Annotated in this window: 16 protein-coding genes; 6 read left to right on the top strand and 10 right to left on the bottom strand. The window is 60.3% G+C overall.

Annotation, left to right across the window (positions count from 1 at the left end; all coding sequences use genetic code 11):
- The first annotated feature begins 30 nt into the window (after positions 1-30).
- Positions 31-1,329, top strand: coding sequence for a mechanosensitive ion channel family protein (locus tag AB7M32_RS11900; protein WP_158455335.1), 1,299 nt, complete (start codon positions 31-33; stop codon positions 1,327-1,329).
- 124 nt (positions 1,330-1,453) lie between these two features.
- Here the strand turns inward: AB7M32_RS11900 and AB7M32_RS11895 are convergent, their stop codons facing one another.
- Positions 1,454-2,320, bottom strand: a complete 867-nt coding sequence (locus tag AB7M32_RS11895; RefSeq protein WP_158455333.1) for a carboxylate/amino acid/amine transporter — start codon at positions 2,318-2,320, stop codon at positions 1,454-1,456.
- Between the two features lie 110 nt (positions 2,321-2,430).
- On the opposite strand from AB7M32_RS11895, the gene AB7M32_RS11890 reads away from it, so the two are divergent.
- The gene (locus AB7M32_RS11890; protein ID WP_454250001.1) at positions 2,431-3,273 is read left to right on the top strand and encodes a cyclase family protein; all 843 of its coding nucleotides are present in this window, start codon (positions 2,431-2,433) and stop codon (positions 3,271-3,273) included.
- 306 nt (positions 3,274-3,579) lie between these two features.
- Here AB7M32_RS11890 and AB7M32_RS11885 read toward each other — a convergent pair whose 3' ends face one another.
- Positions 3,580-4,179 (bottom strand): FMN-dependent NADH-azoreductase, encoded by a 600-nt coding sequence (locus AB7M32_RS11885; RefSeq protein ID WP_092204640.1) that lies wholly within the window; start codon positions 4,177-4,179, stop codon positions 3,580-3,582.
- 150 nt (positions 4,180-4,329) lie between these two features.
- A complete protein-coding gene (locus AB7M32_RS11880; RefSeq protein WP_060738712.1) occupies positions 4,330-4,644 on the bottom strand; it encodes a hypothetical protein in 315 nt (104 codons plus the stop codon).
- 50 nt (positions 4,645-4,694) lie between these two features.
- On the opposite strand from AB7M32_RS11880, the gene AB7M32_RS11875 reads away from it, so the two are divergent.
- The 4 genes from AB7M32_RS11875 (at position 4,695) to AB7M32_RS11860 (ending at position 8,921) form a co-directional block, all read left to right on the top strand.
- A complete protein-coding gene (locus tag AB7M32_RS11875; protein WP_053120154.1) occupies positions 4,695-5,618 on the top strand; it encodes a LysR family transcriptional regulator in 924 nt (307 codons plus the stop codon).
- Positions 5,619-5,632: 14 nt separating this feature from the next.
- On the top strand, positions 5,633-6,436 hold the full coding sequence (locus AB7M32_RS11870) for an alpha/beta fold hydrolase (protein ID WP_454250000.1): 804 nt from the start codon (positions 5,633-5,635) through the stop codon (positions 6,434-6,436).
- Positions 6,437-6,440: 4 nt separating this feature from the next.
- A complete protein-coding gene (locus AB7M32_RS11865; RefSeq protein ID WP_092173055.1) occupies positions 6,441-7,004 on the top strand; it encodes a peptidylprolyl isomerase in 564 nt (187 codons plus the stop codon).
- 84 nt (positions 7,005-7,088) lie between these two features.
- The gene (locus tag AB7M32_RS11860) at positions 7,089-8,921 is read left to right on the top strand and encodes an ABC transporter ATP-binding protein (RefSeq protein ID WP_454249999.1); all 1,833 of its coding nucleotides are present in this window, start codon (positions 7,089-7,091) and stop codon (positions 8,919-8,921) included.
- Between the two features lie 167 nt (positions 8,922-9,088).
- Here AB7M32_RS11860 and AB7M32_RS11855 read toward each other — a convergent pair whose 3' ends face one another.
- The 7 genes from AB7M32_RS11855 to hrpA form a co-directional block, all read right to left on the bottom strand.
- Positions 9,089-10,213: a GNAT family N-acetyltransferase gene (locus tag AB7M32_RS11855; protein ID WP_454249998.1), complete on the bottom strand. Its 1,125-nt coding sequence runs from the start codon at positions 10,211-10,213 to the stop codon at positions 9,089-9,091.
- 158 nt (positions 10,214-10,371) lie between these two features.
- A complete protein-coding gene (locus tag AB7M32_RS11850) occupies positions 10,372-11,451 on the bottom strand; it encodes an RHS repeat-associated core domain-containing protein (protein WP_454249997.1) in 1,080 nt (359 codons plus the stop codon).
- Between the two features lie 193 nt (positions 11,452-11,644).
- Positions 11,645-12,955, bottom strand: a complete 1,311-nt coding sequence (locus AB7M32_RS11845) for an OprO/OprP family phosphate-selective porin (protein ID WP_454249996.1) — start codon at positions 12,953-12,955, stop codon at positions 11,645-11,647.
- A 287-nt stretch (positions 12,956-13,242) separates the two neighbouring features.
- Entirely contained in the window at positions 13,243-13,479 is a 237-nt protein-coding gene (locus tag AB7M32_RS11840) for an anti-sigma factor family protein (protein WP_454249995.1), read from the bottom strand.
- A complete protein-coding gene (locus AB7M32_RS11835) occupies positions 13,473-14,084 on the bottom strand; it encodes an RNA polymerase sigma factor (RefSeq protein WP_454249994.1) in 612 nt (203 codons plus the stop codon). The genes AB7M32_RS11840 and AB7M32_RS11835 overlap by 7 nt, the downstream gene beginning before the upstream one ends.
- A gap of 188 nt (positions 14,085-14,272) precedes the next feature.
- Entirely contained in the window at positions 14,273-15,394 is a 1,122-nt protein-coding gene (locus tag AB7M32_RS11830; protein ID WP_454249993.1) for a beta-ketoacyl-ACP synthase III, read from the bottom strand.
- A 339-nt stretch (positions 15,395-15,733) separates the two neighbouring features.
- The gene (hrpA, locus tag AB7M32_RS11825; RefSeq protein ID WP_454249992.1) at positions 15,734-19,645 is read right to left on the bottom strand and encodes an ATP-dependent RNA helicase HrpA; all 3,912 of its coding nucleotides are present in this window, start codon (positions 19,643-19,645) and stop codon (positions 15,734-15,736) included.
- Positions 19,646-19,801: the final 156 nt, after the last annotated feature.

Here is a 19,801-nt window from a genome sequence, read left to right as displayed (position 1 = left end):
TCGCGTCTTTATAGAAGAACCGTTTCGTCCATGGACATCAAACAACTCTGGGTCAACATCCAAGACCTCTGGGGTGCCCTTGACCAGCACCCGCTCCTGCATTCCAGCCTCGCCCTGATGTTGCTGCTGGTCATCGCCCTGGTGCTGGGACGGGTGGCGCGCTACCTGATCCTGCACGCGGCCAAGCTGCTTGGGCGTCAACCGGCCCTGCACTGGGTCAACGACCTGCGCCAGAACAAGGTCTTCCATCGCCTGGCGCAGATGACGCCGTCACTGATCATCCAGTTCGGCCTGCACCTGGTGCCGGAACTGAGCAAGACCAGCATGATTTTCCTGGGCAACGTCGCCCTGGCGTTCACCATCCTGTTCATGGTGCTGAGCCTCAGTGCCCTGCTCAGCGCCCTGCTGGACGTATACGCCCGCACCGAACATGCGCGTACCCGCTCGATCAAGGGCTACGTGCAACTGACGAAAATGGTGCTGTATGTGTTTGGCGCGATCATCATCGTCGCCACGCTGATCGACCGTTCGCCGCTGTTGCTGCTGTCGGGCCTGGGTGCGATGTCGGCAGTGATCCTGTTGGTCTACAAGGACACCCTGCTGTCATTCGTCGCCAGCGTGCAACTGACCAGCAACGACATGCTGCGGGTCGGCGACTGGATCGAAATGCCTCAGGTCGGCGCCGACGGTGATGTGGTGGATATCACGCTGCACACGGTCAAGGTGCAGAACTTCGACAAGACCATCGTCTCGATCCCGACCTGGCGCCTGATGTCCGAGTCGTTCAAGAACTGGCGCGGCATGCAGCAGTCCGGCGGGCGACGGATCAAGCGCAGCCTGTTCATCGACGCCAGCGGCGTGCGCTTCCTGCATGACGAGGAAGAACAGCGCCTGACCCAGGTGCGCCTGCTGACCGACTACATCGGCCGCAAGCAGGCCGAGCTCAAGGCCTGGAACGAGGCCCAGGGCAACGTCGCGGCGATGTCGGCCAACCGCCGGCGGATGACCAACCTGGGCACCTTCCGCGCCTATGCCCTGGCCTATTTGAAGAGCCACCCGGAGATCCAACCGAACATGACCTGCATGGTCCGGCAGATGCAAACCACCGCCCAGGGTATCCCGCTGGAAATCTACTGCTTCACCCGCACCACCGCATGGGCCGACTACGAACGCATCCAGGGGGATATTTTCGATTACCTGCTGGCGGTGATGCCGGAGTTCGGATTGAGCCTGTACCAGCAGCCGAGCGGCACGGACTTGCGTTCAGGGTTGCTGCCGGCGGTGTTGGGGGCGAGCTCAATTTCGGAACCGCAGAAGCAAGTGATCTGAAACCACCACTGTTCCCCTGTGGTAGATCCCCTGTGGGAGCGAGCTTGCTCGCGATAGCGGTGTGTCAGAAACATAAATGCTGACTGATGCTCCGCCATCGCGAGCAAGCTCGCTCCCACAGTGTTCAGGGTGACGGCTGAGGCTGGCGTACCCCCAACCGACTGATCCACACCGCCGCCAATATCACCGACCCACCGAGCAACAAGCGCCCCAGGTCCTCGTGCTGGTTCCAAATCAGCAGGTTCACCAGCAGCCCCACCGGCACGTGCAGGTTGTTCATCACCGCCAGCGTCCCGCCGTTGACCAGGCAGGCGCCTTTGTTCCACCAGTACAACCCCAGCGCGGTGGAAACCAGGCCGAGGAACACCAGCACGCCCCATTGCAACGGCGCTTCTGGCCAGAAATCAGTCTTGCCGAACAACAGGAATGCCGGCAACGCCACCATCAACGCACCGAGATAGAAATAGCCGAAGCGCCGGTAGTGCGGCAGGTCGCTTGGGTGTCGGGCCACCAGGTGTTTGTAGAGCACCTGCCCGGCCGCGTAGGTGAAGTTGGCCAGTTGCAGCAGCAGGAAGCCCATGAAGAAATCCGGGTTGATCCGGTCGTAGCGAATCACCGCCGCGCCGGCCACGGCCACCAGCGCCGCGATCAACGCCCAGGGATTGAAGCGCCGGTTCAGCGCATCCTCGATCAAGGTCACGTGCAAAGGCGTAAGGATGGTGAACAGCAGCACCTCGGGCACCGTCAATACTCGGAAGCTCAGGTACAGGCAGACGTAGGTCACGCCGAACTGCAAGGCACCGATCAACAGCATGCCGCGCATGAACGACGGCTCCACCTGGCGCCAGCGGGTCAGCGGAATGAACACCAGCCCGGCCAACAGGACCCGTACCAGTACAGCGAAGTAACTGTCGACATGCCCTGCCAGGTACTCGCCGATCAGGCTGAAGGAAAATGCCTGGATCAATGTCACAAAAAGTAGATAGCCCATATCGCCCCTCGTTTCGGATGGCGGCGAAGATAGCGGTTTTTGAGGACTGTAACGAGCAGATAATAGAAACTGGCTAGCCCCGTCGCAGCAGGCAAAAAAAGCAGTACTTCATGATCGAAAGGAAGAGAAACGTTGTGGCGACGTCAAATCGGAACAAGAGCTGTTTTAACCGGTTATCTATAGGCATGCTTACCGCTCTGCTGTCGGCTGGCATTGCCAACAGTTTCGCAGAGGATAAGGAAGTCAAAGAAATGCAGAGTATTCAGTTCCAAAAGGTCATTGATCTGAGCCACATCATCAGCCCGACCATTCCACTGTGGCCTAACGATCCCCCAATGACATTCGATGTGGTGGCTTCGCAGGAAAAAGACGGTTATTACTTGCGGCGCTTTAGCATTGGTGAGCACAGCGCGACTCATATGAACGCTCCAAATAGTTTTCACCCCAATGCCATTGGGATTGATGCCTATGAACCGGCGTCACTGGTACGGCCTGCTGTCGTGATCGATATACGTCCCCTGACTCAAGACAATCCAGATTATGTAATTGGCATCCAGGATATAGAAAAATGGGAACAGACCCATGGACACATTGATCAGGGATCTGTCGTGCTGTTTTATACAGGGTGGCAAGAGCTCTGGAACGATCCTAAGCGCTTTATCAATGAGGATGAGAAAGGTCCTCACTTCCCGGGTGTTGGTGCTGCTGCCACAACGTTTTTGCTTGAAGAACGCCGGATAGCAGGAATCGGTATCGATACACATGGTGCTGATCCGGGCCAAGACACGGTTTATGCCACCAACAGTCAAATCCTGGCTAAAAATGGGATTGTCCTGGAGTGCTTGACCAATCTCGATCAGTTACCCGCGAAAGGCACGACACTGGTCATTGGAGTACTTCGCTTGAAAGAGGGGTCGGGCTCTCCTGTTTCCGTCATGGCATTTGTACCCTGAACTCACCTCAACTTGAAATTTCAGCCACTACCGGAGCACGAGCCTGGCGCTGCTGCCGGTAGTGCTGGATGAAACCAAGGCTCTGCATTCGAACACACAAGGCTTTAGCTCAAGTTTGCCCGCTTCATTTTTTGCAAGACATCTGTGCCCCTCATCAGAAAAAAAAAAGCCCGATCTCGCTAAAGCGTTCAATCGGGCTGATGCACTCAGGAGCAATAAGTGCAAAGGGAGGTTCGATGCGCAAAACGGTTTGAAGGGAAGCGCCAGGTCACTAGACCACCTGGCGATTACCCGAGGATTAACGGATCAGGCGACCTGGGACAATTTGGCGTTGGCCTGATTCAGGCCCTTCTCCTGGAAGTCGCCACCCAGGTTCATGCCTTCGGCATGGATGAAGGTCACGTCGTGGATGCCGATGAAGCCCATGACTTGGCGCAGGTAGGGTTCCTGATGGTCGGTGCTGCCACCGGCGTGAATGCCGCCCCGAGCGGTGAGCACGAAGGCGCGCTTGTCGGCCAGCAGGCCCTGGGGGCCGGTGGGGGTGTATTTGAACGTCACGCCGGCACGCAGCACATGGTCGAGCCACGCCTTCAAAGTGCTGGGAATGGCGAAGTTGTACATCGGCGCTGCCATCACCAGTACGTCGGCAGCCAGCAGCTCATCGGTCAGTTGGTTGGAGCGTTCCAGCGAGGCGTTTTCGATGTCGTTGCGCTGCTCGACAGGCTTCATCCAGCCGCCCAGCAGATTGGCATCCAGGTGTGGCACCGGGTTGATGGCCAGGTCGCGGACGGTGATGTCGTCGGCCGGGTGCGCAGCTTTCCACTGGCTGATGAAGGTCTGGGTCAGTTGACGGGAAACCGAGTCTTGCTGGCGGGCACTGCTTTCGATGATCAGAACGCGGGACATGGCTTGTAGGCTCCATCTGAGAATGTTGTCAGTCGATGGAGTGGAGGTTAAACGTGAGCATATCGATGAAAAAGCGCAAATAACTGCTGTAATGCATCGATATTTTCGTTTATAAGCGGAGCAGGCACGATCACCTGCTCTGTTGCCGGGCTATTTCGGCTGACAGGTCAGCTTGATGCGCAGCTTGATGATGTTGCGGTTGAACTTGGCCGTGGCGTTCTTGAACTTGCCGGCGGCGACTTCGATCTTGCGGGTGCGCGGCGCCTCGGGGCCGTTGTTGAACACCACGGTGCAGGCCGCGTCGGTGCTGCCGTAGTTGTTGACCTGGATAGAGCCGATGTCGGCATCGGTGTCATAGGCGGTGTAGTCGATGCTCAGGCCGTTGAGGTGTTTTTCCACGTCGATCGGATAGGCAAACGCAGTCAGTGGCAGCAAGGCCAGCACCACACAACAGATTTTCTTCATTCGGCAGTCTCCACCAAGGGACCGCCAGCTTAGGACAAGAGGAGCTCATTATGAAAGCGCCCCGCGTGACCCTTGATCAATGGCGAACCTTGCAGGCAGTGGTCGACCACGGCGGTTTCGCCCAGGCCGCCGACGTGCTGCATCGCTCCCAGTCATCCGTGAGCTACACCGTGGCCCGCATGCAGGATCAGCTCGGCGTGCCGTTGCTGCGCATCGATGGACGCAAGGCCGTGTTGACCGAAGCCGGCGGGGTGCTGCTGCGCCGCTCGCGGCAACTGGTGAAACAGGCCAGCCAATTGGAAGACCTGGCCCACCACATGGAGCAGGGCTGGGAAGCGGAAGTGCGCCTGGTGGTCGACGCGGCCTACCCCAACGCCCGCCTCGTTCGCGCCTTGACCGCGTTCATGCCGCAAAGCCGTGGCTGCCGGGTGCGGCTGCGCGAAGAAGTGTTGTCGGGTGTCGAAGAAGTGCTGCTCGAAGGCGTGGCCGACCTGGCCATCAGCGGCTTCAGCATTCCCGGTTACCTGGGGGCGGAGTTGAGCGACGTGGAGTTCATCGCGGTGGCCCATCCCGAGCATGCCCTGCACCGCCTCAATCGCGAACTGAACTTCCAGGACCTGGAAAGCCAGTTGCAAGTGGTCATCCGCGACTCCGGCCGCCAGCAGCCTCGCGACGTCGGCTGGCTCGGTGCCGAACAGCGCTGGACCGTGGGCAGCCTTGCCACCGCCGCGAGTTTTGTCGGCAGCGGCCTGGGCTTCGCCTGGCTGCCCCGGCACATGATCGAACGGGAACTCAAGGAAGGCGTGCTCAAGCGTCTACCCTTGGAACAGGGAGGCAGCCGCAACTCGACCTTCTATCTTTTCTCAAACAAGGAAAAACCCCTTGGGCCGGCCACGCAAATCCTGATCGAATTGCTGCGCACCTTCGACACCGCGCCGCTGGATGCGCCGTTCGCCGCCCCAGAACAAGCCTGATAGGGATTTCGCCGATGGCCTATTTTGCACACGAAGGATGCGACCTGCACTACGAGGAATACGGCCACGGCACGCCTTTGGTGCTGGTCCATGGGCTGGGCTCCAGCACCCGCGACTGGGAAAAGCAGATCCCGGTATTATCCGCCCGCTACCGCCTGATCGTGATGGATGTGCGCGGCCACGGCCGTTCCGACAAACCCCGCGAGCGCTACAGCATCAAAGGTTTCAGCGCCGACCTGAGCGCCCTGATCGATCACCTGGACCTGGGCCCGGTGCATTTGGTGGGCTGGTCCATGGGCGGCATGATCTGTTTCCAATTGGCGGTGGATGAGCCCGAACGGATCAGGAGCCTGTGCATCGTCAACAGCGCGCCGGAGGTCAAGGTCCGCACGCCCGACGATTGCTGGCAATGGTTCAAGCGCTGGAGCCTGATGCGCCTGCTCAGCCTGGAAACCATCGGCAAGGCCCTGGGCGCCAAGCTGTTTCCCAAGCCTGAGCAAACCGAGTTACGCCTGGAAATGGCCCGGCGCTGGGCAAAAAACGACAAACGTGCTTATCTCGCCAGCTTCGATGCAATCGTGGGGTGGGGCGTTCAGGAACGACTTTCACAGGTCGCCTGTCCAACCCTCGTCATCTGCGCCGACCACGACTACACCCCGGTGGCGCTGAAAGAAGCCTATGTAAAGCGGCTGCCCAATGCACACCTGGTGGTCATCGCCGATTCACGGCACGCTACCCCGCTGGATCAACCCGAACGCTTCAACCAAACCCTGCTCGACTTTTTGACCGCAACCGATTCCACCACTCAGGATCTCTGACCCCATGCTGAAAAAAATCGCCCTTGCCGCCGGCACCGTATTGTTTGCCGCCAACCTGATGGCTGCGACTCCCGCCAAGGCACCCCATGTATTGCTGGACACCACCAACGGCCTGATCGAAATCGAACTGGACCCGGTCAAGGCCCCCATCAGTACCAAGAACTTCCTCGAGTATGTGGACAGTGGTTTTTACAACAACACGATTTTCCACCGTGTGATTCCGGGCTTCATGGCCCAGGGCGGCGGCTTCACCGCACAGATGCAACAGAAAGACACCAAGGCACCGATCAAGAACGAAGCCAGCAATGGCCTGCACAACGTTCGCGGCACCTTGTCGATGGCGCGCACGTCCAACCCGGACTCGGCCACCAGCCAGTTCTTCATCAACGTGGCCGACAACGCCTTCCTCGATCCGGGCCGTGACGCCGGCTACGCGGTGTTCGCCAAGGTGGTCAAGGGCATGGACGTGGTTGACATCATCGTCAACTCCCAGACCACCACCAAGCAAGGCATGCAAAACGTGCCGATCGACCCTGTGCTCATCAAGTCGGCCAAGCGCATCGACTGAAGCGGCACACGGCAAGCCTGGGCGGCGCGGCCATCCTGCACCGCCCATTAGCAAAAAGGAGAGCCCCTGCCAGGGCATTTACAGATGGTTTTTCGCCGCTTCGAAACACTGATCGATATCTTCCGCGACGCCCCGAGCTCGGCCCCGCCGAACCGCGTCCTGCCCTTCTACACCTATTACCTGAAACAGGTCTGGCCCAGCTTCGTCGTGCTGCTGGTGGTGGGCCTGATCGGCGCACTGATCGAAGTGGCGCTGTTCAGCTACCTGAGTCGCATCATCGACCTGACCCAGGGCACACCCAATGTGGACTTCTTCAAGATCCACGGCCTGGAGCTGGCCTGGATGGCCGTGGTGGCGCTGGTTTTCCGGCCCATCTTTGTGGCCCTGCATGACCTGCTGGTGCACCAGACCCTGAGCCCCGGCATGACCAGCCTGATCCGCTGGCAGAACCACAGCTATGTGCTCAAGCAGAGCCTGAATTTCTTCCAGAACGATTTCGCCGGGCGCATCGCCCAGCGCATCATGCAGACGGGCAACTCCCTGCGCGACTCGGCGGTCCAGGCGGTGGATGCCCTGTGGCACGTACTGATCTACGCCGTCAGTTCCCTGGTGCTGTTCGCCGAAGCCGACTGGCGCCTGATGATCCCGCTACTGACGTGGATTGCCGCCTACATCGGCGCACTCTGCTATTTCGTGCCACGGGTCAAGGAGCGCTCGGTGGTGTCGTCCGATGCCCGCTCCAAACTCATGGGGCGGATCGTCGACGGCTACACCAACATCACCACCCTGAAGCTGTTCGCCCATACCAATTTCGAACAGCAATACGCCCGCGAAGCCATCCAGGAGCAGACCGAAAAAGCCCAACTGGCCGGCCGGGTGGTGACCAGCATGGACGTGGTCATCACTAGCATGAACGGGCTGCTGATCGTCGGCACCACGGCGCTGGCCTTGTGGCTGTGGACCCAGTCGCTGATCAGCGTGGGCGCCATTGCCCTGGCGACCGGGCTGGTGATCCGCATCGTCAACATGTCCGGCTGGATCATGTGGGTGGTCAACGGCATCTTCGAAAACATCGGCATGGTCCAGGACGGCCTGCAGACCATCGCCCAGCCGGTCAGCGTCACCGACCGCGACCAGGCCAAGCCCCTGGCGGTGGCCCGGGGCGAGGTGCGTTTCGAGCATGTGGATTTCCACTATGGCAAGAAAAGCGGGGTCATCGGCGACCTTAACCTGACCATCAAGCCTGGCGAGAAAATCGGCCTGATCGGCCCGTCCGGCGCGGGTAAATCCACCTTGGTGAACCTGCTGCTGCGTCTCTATGACGTGCAAGGCGGGCGCATCCTCATCGACGGCCAGGACATTGCCGAAGTCGGCCAGGAAAGCCTGCGCGAGCGCATTGGCATGATCACCCAGGACACCTCGCTGCTGCATCGCTCGATTCGCGACAACCTGCTCTACGGCAAACCCGACGCCACCGATGCGCAACTCTGGGAAGCCGTGCACAAGGCCCGGGCCGATGAATTCATCCCATTGCTGTCGGACGCCGAAGGCCGCACCGGCTTCGATGCCCATGTGGGTGAGCGCGGGGTGAAACTGTCCGGCGGCCAGCGCCAGCGCATCGCTATCGCGCGAGTGCTGCTCAAGGACGCGCCGATTCTGATCATGGACGAAGCGACCTCGGCACTGGACTCGGAAGTCGAGGCGGCGATCCAGGAAAGCCTCGAGACCCTGATGCAAGGCAAGACCGTGATCGCCATCGCCCACCGCCTTTCCACCATCGCCCGGATGGACCGGTTGGTGGTGCTGGAAAATGGCCGCATCGCCGAAACCGGCAGCCATGCCGAATTGCTGGCCCACGGCGGGTTGTATGCGCGGCTGTGGCAGCATCAGACGGGTGGGTTCGTGGGGATCGATTGATTCCTACCTGACACAGCTGACCCCGTGGCGAGGGAGCTTGCTCCCGCTGGGGCGCGAAGCGCCCCCCAAATCCGCGCTCCAATGCAATCAATCGGTTGGACAACCAGCCTTGTCGGGGCTGCTGCGCAGCCCAGCGGGAGCAAGCTCCCTCGCCACAGGGTTCGGTGTCAGCCCTGCCGATACGGCAGTGCCGTCCTGGCCTCCTCGGCGTACGCCAACACCCCCTCCTGCTCGCGCACGAGAAAATCCGCCACCGCCGCTTTCAGCCCCGGATGACGCAAGTAATGCCACGAGCGGGTAATCACCGGCTCGAAGCCGCGAATCAATTTGTGCTCACCCTGGGCGCCAGCGTCAAAGCGCTGCAAGCCGTGGGCAATCGCGTAGTCCATGCCTTGGTAGAAACAGGTCTCGAAGTGCAGCCGGTCGAACTCCGCCAGGCAGCCCCAGTAACGGCCATAGAAACTGTCGCCGCCCACCAGGCTGAACGCCATCGCCACCGGCCGTGAACCTTGCTTGGCCAGCACCACGCGAATGGCCTCGGGCATGCGTTCGGCCAACAGGCTGAAGAATGTCCGGGTCAAGTAGGGCGCCTGCCGCCGCACGGCGTAGGTGTTGGCGTAACAGGCGTAGACAAAATCCCATTGGGCCTCGTCCAGTTGCTGGCCTTCGAGCCATTCGAACTCGATCCCCTGCCCCGCCACTTGTTCGCGTTCCTTACGCATCTGCTTGCGCTTGCGGGAACTGAGGGCATCGAGAAAATCCTGGAAGTCGCGATAACCGCGATTTTGCCAGTGATACTGGCAGCCGATCCGCTGCAGCCAGCCTTCTTGCCCGGCAAGTGCCGCGTCGGTGAAGGCATCGGTGAAGTTGATGTGGGCACTGGAAAGCCCTTCGATTTCCAGGTATCCGGGCACGCTGCCCAGCAACGCCAGACCGTCCTCCACCCGTGCCGCCAACAGTCGTGGCCCACTGACCGGGCTGAACGGTACCGCCGTCAACAGCTTCGGGTAATAGTCGATGCCGGCGCGGGCGCAAGCGTCGGCCCAGCCGTGGTCGAACACGTATTCACCGTAGGAATGCCATTTGCGGTAACTGGGCAGAGCCGCCAGCAGACGACCGTCTTCAATGTGCAACAAGTGCTCGGCTTGCCACCCGGATTGCGGACCCAGGCTGGCGCTGTCTTCCAAGGTGCTGAGGAAGGCGTGGCGCAGGAAAGGCTGGTTGGCGGGCACCAACGCGTCCCACTCGTGTGGGGCGATGGCGGACAGGCTGTTCAAGACGTGAAGCGGCATGCGGTTCCTCGAAAAGCCGGACGATGGATGTAGCGAGTATCGCCGATCTAGGCCGCGTGGGACGAGGAACAGATTAGTTTTTTGTGGCCTTGAACCAATCCGAAAATGGATATCGACAGCACGGCTTGTCTTTTACAGCTCAAGAAGTCACCTCATCATTAGGAATCAATACCACGAATTTTTTTCATTTCATCCTCTCCGAGCTGCAACCTCTCAAAATATCTTATCCGTTCTTCCAAGCTTTGCGTTGCGATGCCTTTCTTAAAAGCCTCTGATATTATTTTAAAATCTCTTTTACTAGTCTTGGTAATACCAGGGTTACCTAAACGTTCTTGCGCGGCTTTTAGATCACTAGCAGCCGAATCCAACACTTTCCGACTAAGAGAATGTGCCATTGGCGGAATCTTAACTTGCGGTGCACCGCCAGTTGACAAAAGAACATAATCCTTTTGCTGACGAGCAAAATCAATTTCATAAAACATCCTTCTTCGCACGAGATGCTTGATATCCTCAGGCGTTATGTTGTCCATAAATACCAGCCCAGTTTCTCCCGGCTTAGTTCTTAAAAAACTCGATGGTAAACCTTCAGTGCTAGGTAGAGCCTTAGGTGATTGAGGTATAACAGAAAAGCCCCTAACCCTAAACATCGGTTTTAGAAAAAAATGCCCCGTCGGATCCACATTATTAATCGGATCCCCCGCACAATACATGTAGGCATTCAACCCGCCCTTGCCAAACGGGCTCTGATTGTCCGGGCTGTGAAACCTCATCAACAACGGGTTAAAGACCCGGTAGCCATTGCCCAGCACATACCAACCGGTTTGCGTTTCGCGCCGCTCACCGTTGTAGCCCAAATGACTGTTCACGGGGCTGCCCGCTACCCGATGGCCGTACGGTGAATAAGCAATACCCCTGATCACCTCCTGGCTGACCTCGCAGAGCACGCTGTTCTTGTCATTGCCCGCCAGCAGCAGGGACTGAATGCCAGCACCCGACCGATGTTCGGCGAGAACTACGCCTCCGGCCCGAACGAAGGAACTGCTGGCAGCTCCCTGAACCTCGGTTGCCAGCTCATCGTTTCGGTAAAACCGTTGTTCTCTACCGGCAGACGTAGCGCGGCCAATCAAGGTATCCAGTGCGTCATAGTGAAACACCGTAGCCGTTGCGCCGGGCGAAGCGCCTGAGTTAGCGATGGGTTCATTGAACACGGGAGGCTCTGCTTTATTTGAACCAGCCATGTGAACTCTCCAGATGAGCCATTGTGACTGGCCGAAGTAAGCACTCTTTCTGGATGCGGCGAAACTGTCAGGGTTGACAGGTGGTTGCTCGTACAGTGCATTCAGGAAATTCGTTAAAAAAAACCCCGCCAGGGGCGGGGTCGAAAGGAGCTTTAACGGATGAAAGTGCAGCGGTGTATCAAGTCAGCGCGATTCAGAACACGTACTGGGCACGAACCACGAAACCGTCGCCATCGTCATCGCCATTGGCGTTGGTGACTTTGTCGGTCTTGGCCTTGACATAGGCACCGGTGATTTTCACCGCTTCGTTGGCGTACCAGTTCACGCCCAGGTTGTGTACCTTGGCTTCGGCATCGCCCACTTCACGGGTCGCCGAGGCAGTGGTGATGTTGTCGTCTTCGACGGTCATGCTGTCGAAGCGGTAGAACACTTCCCAGGCGCCGATGGATTTGTTCTGAGGCTTGATCGCGTCAAACTTGCCGACCTTATAACCACGGGACTCACCGGTGATGGTGTAGGCACCCTGGACGTAGAAGCCGTGGCCTTTGAGGTCTTCGAAGGCGTCGCTGTCAGCCTTGGTCTTGCGGGAGATGTATTCACCCTGGATCGACGCTGGCCCCATGGCGAAAGCGGCTTCCAGGCCGAAGGCGGTGTCAGTGTCGTACGAGCCGGCCGGCGAGTTGTTGGCGCCGCCCAGGACCGGACGGTTGCCGTTAGGACCGGCATCGTTGCCGCCGAGGGTTTCAACGCCACGCATGCCCAGGCGGGAGCGATAACGTGCATCGAACGCGGTGTCCGACACGTCACGGGAGGCTACGTTCAGACCGAAGTGCAGCACGTTGCCAGCTTCGTGCATCGGAGCGAAGACGAAGCGACCGTTGACTTGCTTGACGCTGTCGCCGTCGGTGTCGTCGGTGTCCTTGCTGAACACACCGGCCGAAGCATAGAACGAATCGGCGAAGGTGCTGGAGGCCTGGATGCCCAGGCCGTTCTGGTGGCTGTTGGTCCAGTCGATCAGGTCGTAGGCAGCGTTACGCTCAGGCGCGGTCACCCACTTGGAGCTGGTGGCTTTTTCCAGGCCGAAGTCGGGGTCGAAGCGACCGACCTTGATCGACACCGGCTTGAAGCCGTTGTAGGCCAGGGACGCTTCGTCGAAGTAGCCGTTATCGGAGTCGCCACTGTTGTGGGACATGTCGTAGTTGATGGTGTAGGCCCAATCCGTGTACAGCACGCCGGACAGTTCCAGGAACGCGCGGCGGATGTAAGCGGCATCGGCCGAGTTGCCGTTGTCGGTGTAGATGCCATCGAACTGGCTGTAGTCAGCCTGCAAACGACCGCCGAGCTTGAAGCTGAACTCTTTGTCAGTGGTAGCGACCTCGAGGCCGCCCTTGGTTTTGACCACGATATCGGCGCCATCGGTGGTGACGGTGCCGGCGAAAGCCTGGGCGGTTACTGCCATTGCCAGTGCGCTGGCGGCAACACCTGCGAAGTGCTTACGGATCATCGAAGAATTCCCCTGTTGGTAGTCTATGCGTTAGAAAACACGCGGAACTGGGCCCGCTGGTGTTGGGAGGGGATGTTGGCGACCGGTTGTGTCAGGCGAGTTGCTATCACATAAAGATTTTATGACAACGGAACTTTTTACTTCGAATGGGAATAACCAGCACAATGGCAAGCCCCTTGTGGGAGCGAGCTTGCTCGCGATAGCGGTATGTCAGTGACAGATTTGATGCCTGATGCGCCGCCATCGCGAGCAAGCTCGCTCCCACATTGGGGGTGATGTCTCAGGTATTAGCGGAGGTTTTTGCGACGCTCGGCGGCGAGTTTCTCGGCGAGGTTATCCAAGTCGGGAATGGGGGCTTCAGGAAGCTTTTTGAGGGTCGCCTGCATCAGGCGCATCTGACGGATGAAGCGTCGGCAATTGGGGCAGAACATCAAGTGATGACGCACCATCAGGCGCTCGCGAAAGCTCAGTTGTCCATCGAGATAATCGCTGGAGCGCGCCACTTGTTCCTTGCAGGTCAGCATTCGCCGGTTTCCTCGAAATGTTCTACGGTCGCGAAGACCTTAAGCCGAGCGCGATGCAACAGCACGCGTACATTGGAGAGCGAAATACCCAGCAGATTACAGATCTCGTCCAACTCCAGGTCTTGCTGTTCCCGCAGGGTCAATACACTGCCTTGCAGCTCCGACAGGCTGAGCAACGTGTGCACCAGGCAATCACGCAACTCACTCATCGTGAGCAACGCTTCGGGCGTGTCCTGGTGCCAGGCGAACGGCGCCAGCAGCCAATGGCCGTCCGCGGCGAAACGGTCATCGCCGAGGGTACCGTGGGGGGCCGGAAGGTCATCGAGCAGCACTTCCCGACGGTTCTGCTTGTAGCGCCCCTTGGCGGCGTTGGCGGTGATGGTCAGCAGCCAGGTCTTGAGACTGGAACGCCCCTGGAAACCATTGAGATTGCGCACCACCGACAGCCAGGCGTCCTGCACCACTTCATCGGCATGACGACTGCCGACGATGGCATAGGCCACGGCACGCATCGGGCTCTGGTAGGCGCTGACCAGCTCCCTGTAGGCCTGCTGCTCACCGGCCAGGAGGCGTTGGAGCAGGAGGGTGTCGTCGGTGACCGTCATTCAAACCCCATTACCTTGCAAGACTGACGATGTTTTTGTGGCGAGGGGATTTATCCCCGCTGGGTTGCGAAGCGACCCTGATATCTGCCATTGCGGTGCAGCAGGATGTATTCATTGCCTGCTTTGGGGCTGCTACGCAGCCCAGCGGGGATAAATCCCCTCGCCACAATACATCCCATTGCCAGTCATCAATGCTTACGCAAAATCACACTGCCAATCGAATACCCGGCACCGAAGGAACTGAGGACGGCGACCGAGCCGCTGGGCAGGTCATCCTGGTATTTGTGGAACGCGATCACCGAACCGGCCGAACTGGTGTTGGCGTAGCGGTCGAGAATGACAGGGGCTTCCGCTTCGGTGGCTTCGCGTCCCAGCAGTTTGCGCACGATCAGGTGGTTCATGCTCAAGTTGGCCTGGTGCAGCCAGAAGCGTTTCACGTCGCCAACGTTCAGCTGGTTTTCTTCCAGGTGGGCACCGATCAGTTCGGCCACCATCGGGCAGACGTCGCGGAACACCTTGCGGCCTTCCTGGACGAACAGCTTGTCACGGCTGCCGATGCCCTCTTCCGCGGCGCGATTGAGGAAACCGAAGTTGTTGCGGATGTTGTTGGAGAACTTGGTAAGCAACTTGGTGCTGACCACGTCGAACTGGTACGGCGAGGTCGCCAGGTCCGCCCGCTCGATGATCACGGCAGTGGCCGCGTCGCCGAAGATGAAGTGGCTGTCGCGGTCGCGGAAGTTCAAGTGACCGGTGCAGACTTCCGGGTTGACCATCAGGATCGCCCGGGCCTGACCCAGTTGCACACTGTTGGCCGCGGCCTGGATACCGAAGGTCGCCGAGGAACAGGCCACGTTCATGTCGAAACCGAAACCTTCGATGCCCAAGGCTTCCTGGACTTCGATGGCGATGGCCGGGTAGGCACGCTGCAGATTGGAACAGGCGACGATGACCCCGTCGATGTCGGCGGCCGTGCGGCCGGCGCGCTCCAGGGCTTGTTTCGCAGCGCCGACGGCCATTTCGCAGAGCACCGACCACTCGTCGTTGGAGCGCTCGGGCAGGCGTGGGGTCATGCGGTGCGGATCGAGAATGCCATCCTTGTCCATGACAAAGCGGCTCTTGATGCCCGAGGCCTTTTCGATGAACGCGGCGTTGGACTCGGTCAATGCCTCGACTTCACCCCGCTCGATGGCATCGGCGTTGTCGGCGTTGAATTGCGCGACATAGGTGTTGAAAGATTGCACCAGCTCTTCGTTGGAAATGCTGTTGGCCGGGGTGTACAGGCCGGTGCCGCTGATGACGACATTATGCATGGGTCGTGTCTCTGATCTGTTCAGGCAGAAAGTATTGGCACCGACGTACCAATACACAAAGGGACTTTTCCCATCCGGGGAAGCAGCCCTGGCATCGCTTTATTCCGGATCCGCCCGTGGCATTGAAGCTCAAAACCACGGAACCGGCATTTATAGGCGCGAAGTTTGCCATAAACGCTGGCGTTTGGCCCATTCTCCCTCACTTACAACACAAAACCCTGTGGGAGCGGGCTTGCTCGCGAAAGCGGTGGATCAGCTTGCATCAATGTTGAATGTGCAATTGCATTCGCGAGCAAGCCCGCTCCCACAGGGGGTATGAGTATCATCTGACTTCTGCGATCAACCTTCCACCACGCTCCACTGCTTGCCCAGGCGCTTGTCGGAAATCGGCACTTTGGTACCCAGTTGCTGGGCGAACAGCGACACCCGGTATTCCTCCAGCCACCAGCGGTACAACTCCAGTTGCGGGTCGCGCTTGCCTTCCTGGGCGTGTTTGCTGGCGCGGGCCTGGTATTGGGCCCAGAGGTTCGACAGCTCGCCGCTCCAGACCCGGTCTTTCTGCACCTGGCTGCCCAGCTTCTCGAAGCGTTGCTCGATGGCCTTGAGGTAGCGCGGCAGCTCCTTGAGCCACTGATGCGGTGTTTCCCGCACGAAGCCCGGGTACACCAGGTGACTGAGTTGCTGCTTGATGTCGTTCAACGCCACGGCCTGGGCCAGGTCGATCTTGCCCTTGAAACGTTTTTGCAGGCCATGCCAGAGCTTGAGGATGTCCAGGGTCAGCTTCGCCAGGCGTTCGGCGTGTTCGGTCCAGCCGCCGCGCTTGCGCTCGGCCAGGGCAGCCAGGGCGGCGCCGTCGCGGGGCAGGCTCGCTTCACCTTCGAGCACACAGCTGTCGAGGCTGGCGAGCAGGATGTCTTCCACCAGGCCGTCGATGCGGCCCAAGTCGCGGTACAGCAGGCCCAACTCCGTCAACCCCGGCAGCTTGCCACGCAGGAACTTGGCCGATTCGGCCAATTGCTGCATGAGCAAGCGTTGCAAGGCACGGCGATGCTGGAATTCGGCTTCGGCCGGAGTCGGGAAACGCCCTTCCTTGACCACGCCGCCCTCTTCCACCAGCGCCGGATAGACCGTCATCGACAGCCCGGCGATCTTCTGCTGGGTTTTCTCGGCCACCGGCGCGAAGACCTTCGCCTCCACCGGTGCCTGGCTTTTTGCCGTTTGCGGCACGGCCAAGGCCGCCTGGCTGGCCTCGGCAAAGCGTGCTGTCAGCTCGGCCAGGTCGCGGCCCTCACCGAGGAACTTGCCTTGGCCGTCGACGATTTCCAGGTTCATGCGCAGATGGCTTTCCACCTGCTGGGCCGCTTCCGCCCAAGCTTCGTCGCTGACCCGCGCACCGGTCATGCGCAGCAGCTCACGGCCCAGGGACTGCGGCAACGAGCCCTCGGCGAAGGTGATGCGTTGCAGCGCCGCCTTGACGAAGTCCGGCACCGGCACGAAGTTCTTGCGCAGTGCCTTGGGCAGGTTGCGCACCAGGGCGATGCACTTGGCCTCGATCATCCCCGGTACCAGCCATTCCAGGCGTTCCGGCGGCAGCATCGGCAACAACGGCGCCGGCACACGCAAGGTCACGCCGTCGCGGGGATGGTTGGGCTCGAAGTGGTAGCTCAGCGGCAAGGTCAGGTCGCCGACACGCAAGGTGTCGGGGTACTGGGTGGCGGTGACCTCGCTGGCCTCGCGGGCCAACACGTCTTCCTCGCGCATGATCAGCAATTGCGGGTCTTTCTGGCTGTTGATCCGGTACCAGCTGTCGAACGTCGCGGTCTGGTGGATCTCCGCCGGCAAACGTGCATCGTAGAACGCGAACAGGGTTTCCTCGTCCGCCAGGATGTCGCGGCGGCGGGCCTTGGCTTCCAGTTCGTCGAGTTGCTCCAGCAAGCGGGTATTGGCGCCCAGGCACTTGGCCTTGGACTGGATCTCGCCGCGCACCAGCGCCTCGCGGATGAACAGCTCACGGGACACCACCGGGTCCACCGGTCCGTAGTGCACCGGCCGCCGACCGACGACGATCAGCCCGAACAGGGTGATCTGCTCATAGGCCACCACTTGCCCGCGCTTCTTCTCCCAATGGGGTTCGAAGTGGTTTTTCTTGATCAGGTGCCCGGCCAGCGGTTCGATCCAGTCCGGCTCGATCTTGGCCACCATGCGCGCGTACAACTTGGTGGTTTCCACCAACTCGGCAGTCATCAGCCACTGCGGGCGCTTCTTGCCCAGGCCTGACGAGGGGTGGACCCAGAACCGCCGCTGGCGAGCACCGAGGTAATCACCCTCTTCGGTTTTCTGGCCGATCTGACTGAGCAAGCCCGAGAGCACCGCTTTGTGCAGTTTCGGGTAGTCGGCCGGGTCTTTGTTGAGGCTCAACTGCATATCGCGGCAGATCAAGCTCAACTGGCGATGGGAATCACGCCACTCGCGCAGGCGCAGGTAGTTGAGGAAATTCTTGCGACACCAGTTGCGCAGCGGGCTGGCGGTCAGGGCCTGGCGCTGCTCCTCGAAACCGCGCCACAGGTTGACCAACCCGGCGAAGTCCGAATCCGGGTCCTTCCACTGGGCGTGGGCCTGGTCGGCCGCCTGCTGACGCTCCGGCGGACGCTCGCGCGGGTCCTGGATCGACATGGCGCTGGCGACGATCAGCACTTCCTGCAAGCTGCCCAGCTTCGCCGCTTCCAGCAGCATGCGGCCCATGCGCGGGTCCACCGGCAGGCGCGCCAACTGCCGACCGAGCGGGGTCAGCTGACTGTTGCGATCCACCGCCGAGAGTTCTTGCAGCAGGTTGAAACCGTCGCTGATGGCTTTGCCATCCGGCGGCTCGATGAACGGGAAATCGGTGATCTCGCCGAGGCGCAGGTGCAGCATCTGCAGGATCACCGCCGCCAGGTTGGTGCGCAGGATCTCGGGATCGGTGAACTCCGGCCGCCCAAGAAAATCTTCCTCGCTGTACAACCGCACGCAAATCCCCGGCTCGACCCGCCCGCAGCGCCCCTTGCGCTGGTTGGCGCTGGCCTGGGAAATGGCCTCGATGGGCAAGCGCTGGACCTTGGCCCGGTAGCTGTAGCGGCTGATGCGCGCGGTACCGCTGTCGATCACGTAGCGGATACCCGGCACGGTCAGCGAGGTTTCGGCGACGTTGGTCGCCAGCACCACACGACGGCCCGGGTGGGACTGGAAGATCCGTTGCTGCTCAGCCGGTGACAGCCGCGCATACAGCGGCAGGATCTCGGTGTGCTTGAGCTGGGCCTTGCGCAGCATCTCCGCCGCGTCGCGAATCTCCCGCTCACCCGGCAGGAACACCAGCACATCCCCAGGGCTGCGGCGCTCGCTGCGCTCATAGGCGGCGATTTCATCGAGGGTGGCGAGGATCGCCTGGTCAACGGTCAAGTCGTCCTCGACCCGGTTGCCCTCCTCGTCCTGCTCCAGGGTCAGCGGGCGATACCAGGTTTCCACCGGGAAGGTGCGGCCCGAGACTTCAACGATCGGTGCGTCGTCGAAATGCTTGGAAAAGCGCTCCAGGTCGATGGTCGCCGAGGTGATGATGACTTTCAGGTCCGGGCGGCGCGGCAGCAGGGTCTTGAGGTAGCCCAGCAGGAAATCGATGTTCAGGCTGCGTTCGTGGGCTTCGTCGACGATGATCGTGTCGTAGCGCTCGAGGTAGCGGTCGTTCTGGGTCTCGGCCAGCAGGATGCCGTCGGTCATCAGTTTGATCAGGGTGTTGGCGTCGCTCTGGTCCTCGAAGCGCACCTGATAACCCACCAGCGCCCCCAACGGCGTGGCCAGTTCTTCGGCGACACGGCTTGCGACGCTGCGGGCGGCGATCCGGCGCGGTTGGGTGTGGCCGATCAAACCGTGCTGGCCGCGACCGATTTCCAGGCAGATCTTGGGCAACTGCGTGGTTTTGCCCGAGCCAGTCTCGCCGGCGATGATCAGCACTTGGTGCTTGAGCAGCGCCTGCTTGATTTCGTCACGCTTGGCGGCGATCGGCAGATTGTCGTCATAGCGGATCACCGGCAGGCTCGCCTTGCGCGCCAGCACCTGGTCGCACGACGCCTGCATGCGCGTCACCCACTGGGCCAGCTTGGCCTCGTCGGGCTTCTTGCGCAGCTCGAGCAACTGGCGCCGCAACCGGTGACGGTCGGCGAGCATGGCGTGGTCGAGGTTTTTCAGCAGCTTGTCGATAGCAGGGGCTTGGTCAGTCATCAGGTACGCAAGGGTCGTCGATTTATGCAGGGGCGGATTGTCGCAGATTTGCGGCCATTGCGCCGAACACGCGAAGCAGCCCACCGCCATACCCTTGTGGGAGCGAGCTTGCTCGCGATGGCAGTGGTTCAGCCTGCATGGATGTTGACTGATACA

The organism is Pseudomonas sp. R151218B TE3479 (assembly GCF_053629195.1).
This window is presented reverse-complemented; position numbering and strand designations above follow the sequence as displayed.

Excerpts from the sequence above, each read along its gene's own strand:
- hrpA (WP_454249992.1), bottom strand. The coding sequence starts at position 19,645 with ATGACTGACCAAGCCCCTGCTATCGACAAGCTGCTGAAAAACCTCGAC.
- AB7M32_RS11845 (WP_454249996.1), bottom strand. The coding sequence starts at position 12,955 with ATGATCCGTAAGCACTTCGCAGGTGTTGCCGCCAGCGCACTGGCAATG.
- AB7M32_RS11830 (WP_454249993.1), bottom strand. The coding sequence starts at position 15,394 with ATGCATAATGTCGTCATCAGCGGCACCGGCCTGTACACCCCGGCCAAC.
- AB7M32_RS11890 (WP_454250001.1), top strand. The coding sequence starts at position 2,431 with ATGATCGAAAGGAAGAGAAACGTTGTGGCGACGTCAAATCGGAACAAG.
- AB7M32_RS11870 (WP_454250000.1), top strand. The coding sequence starts at position 5,633 with ATGGCCTATTTTGCACACGAAGGATGCGACCTGCACTACGAGGAATAC.
- AB7M32_RS11900 (WP_158455335.1), top strand. The coding sequence starts at position 31 with ATGGACATCAAACAACTCTGGGTCAACATCCAAGACCTCTGGGGTGCC.
- AB7M32_RS11840 (WP_454249995.1), bottom strand. The coding sequence starts at position 13,479 with ATGCTGACCTGCAAGGAACAAGTGGCGCGCTCCAGCGATTATCTCGAT.
- AB7M32_RS11860 (WP_454249999.1), top strand. The coding sequence starts at position 7,089 with ATGGTTTTTCGCCGCTTCGAAACACTGATCGATATCTTCCGCGACGCC.
- AB7M32_RS11875 (WP_053120154.1), top strand. The coding sequence starts at position 4,695 with ATGAAAGCGCCCCGCGTGACCCTTGATCAATGGCGAACCTTGCAGGCA.
- AB7M32_RS11850 (WP_454249997.1), bottom strand. The coding sequence starts at position 11,451 with ATGGCTGGTTCAAATAAAGCAGAGCCTCCCGTGTTCAATGAACCCATC.
- AB7M32_RS11885 (WP_092204640.1), bottom strand. The coding sequence starts at position 4,179 with ATGTCCCGCGTTCTGATCATCGAAAGCAGTGCCCGCCAGCAAGACTCG.
- AB7M32_RS11895 (WP_158455333.1), bottom strand. The coding sequence starts at position 2,320 with ATGGGCTATCTACTTTTTGTGACATTGATCCAGGCATTTTCCTTCAGC.
- AB7M32_RS11880 (WP_060738712.1), bottom strand. The coding sequence starts at position 4,644 with ATGAAGAAAATCTGTTGTGTGGTGCTGGCCTTGCTGCCACTGACTGCG.
- AB7M32_RS11835 (WP_454249994.1), bottom strand. The coding sequence starts at position 14,084 with ATGACGGTCACCGACGACACCCTCCTGCTCCAACGCCTCCTGGCCGGT.
- AB7M32_RS11865 (WP_092173055.1), top strand. The coding sequence starts at position 6,441 with ATGCTGAAAAAAATCGCCCTTGCCGCCGGCACCGTATTGTTTGCCGCC.
- AB7M32_RS11855 (WP_454249998.1), bottom strand. The coding sequence starts at position 10,213 with ATGCCGCTTCACGTCTTGAACAGCCTGTCCGCCATCGCCCCACACGAG.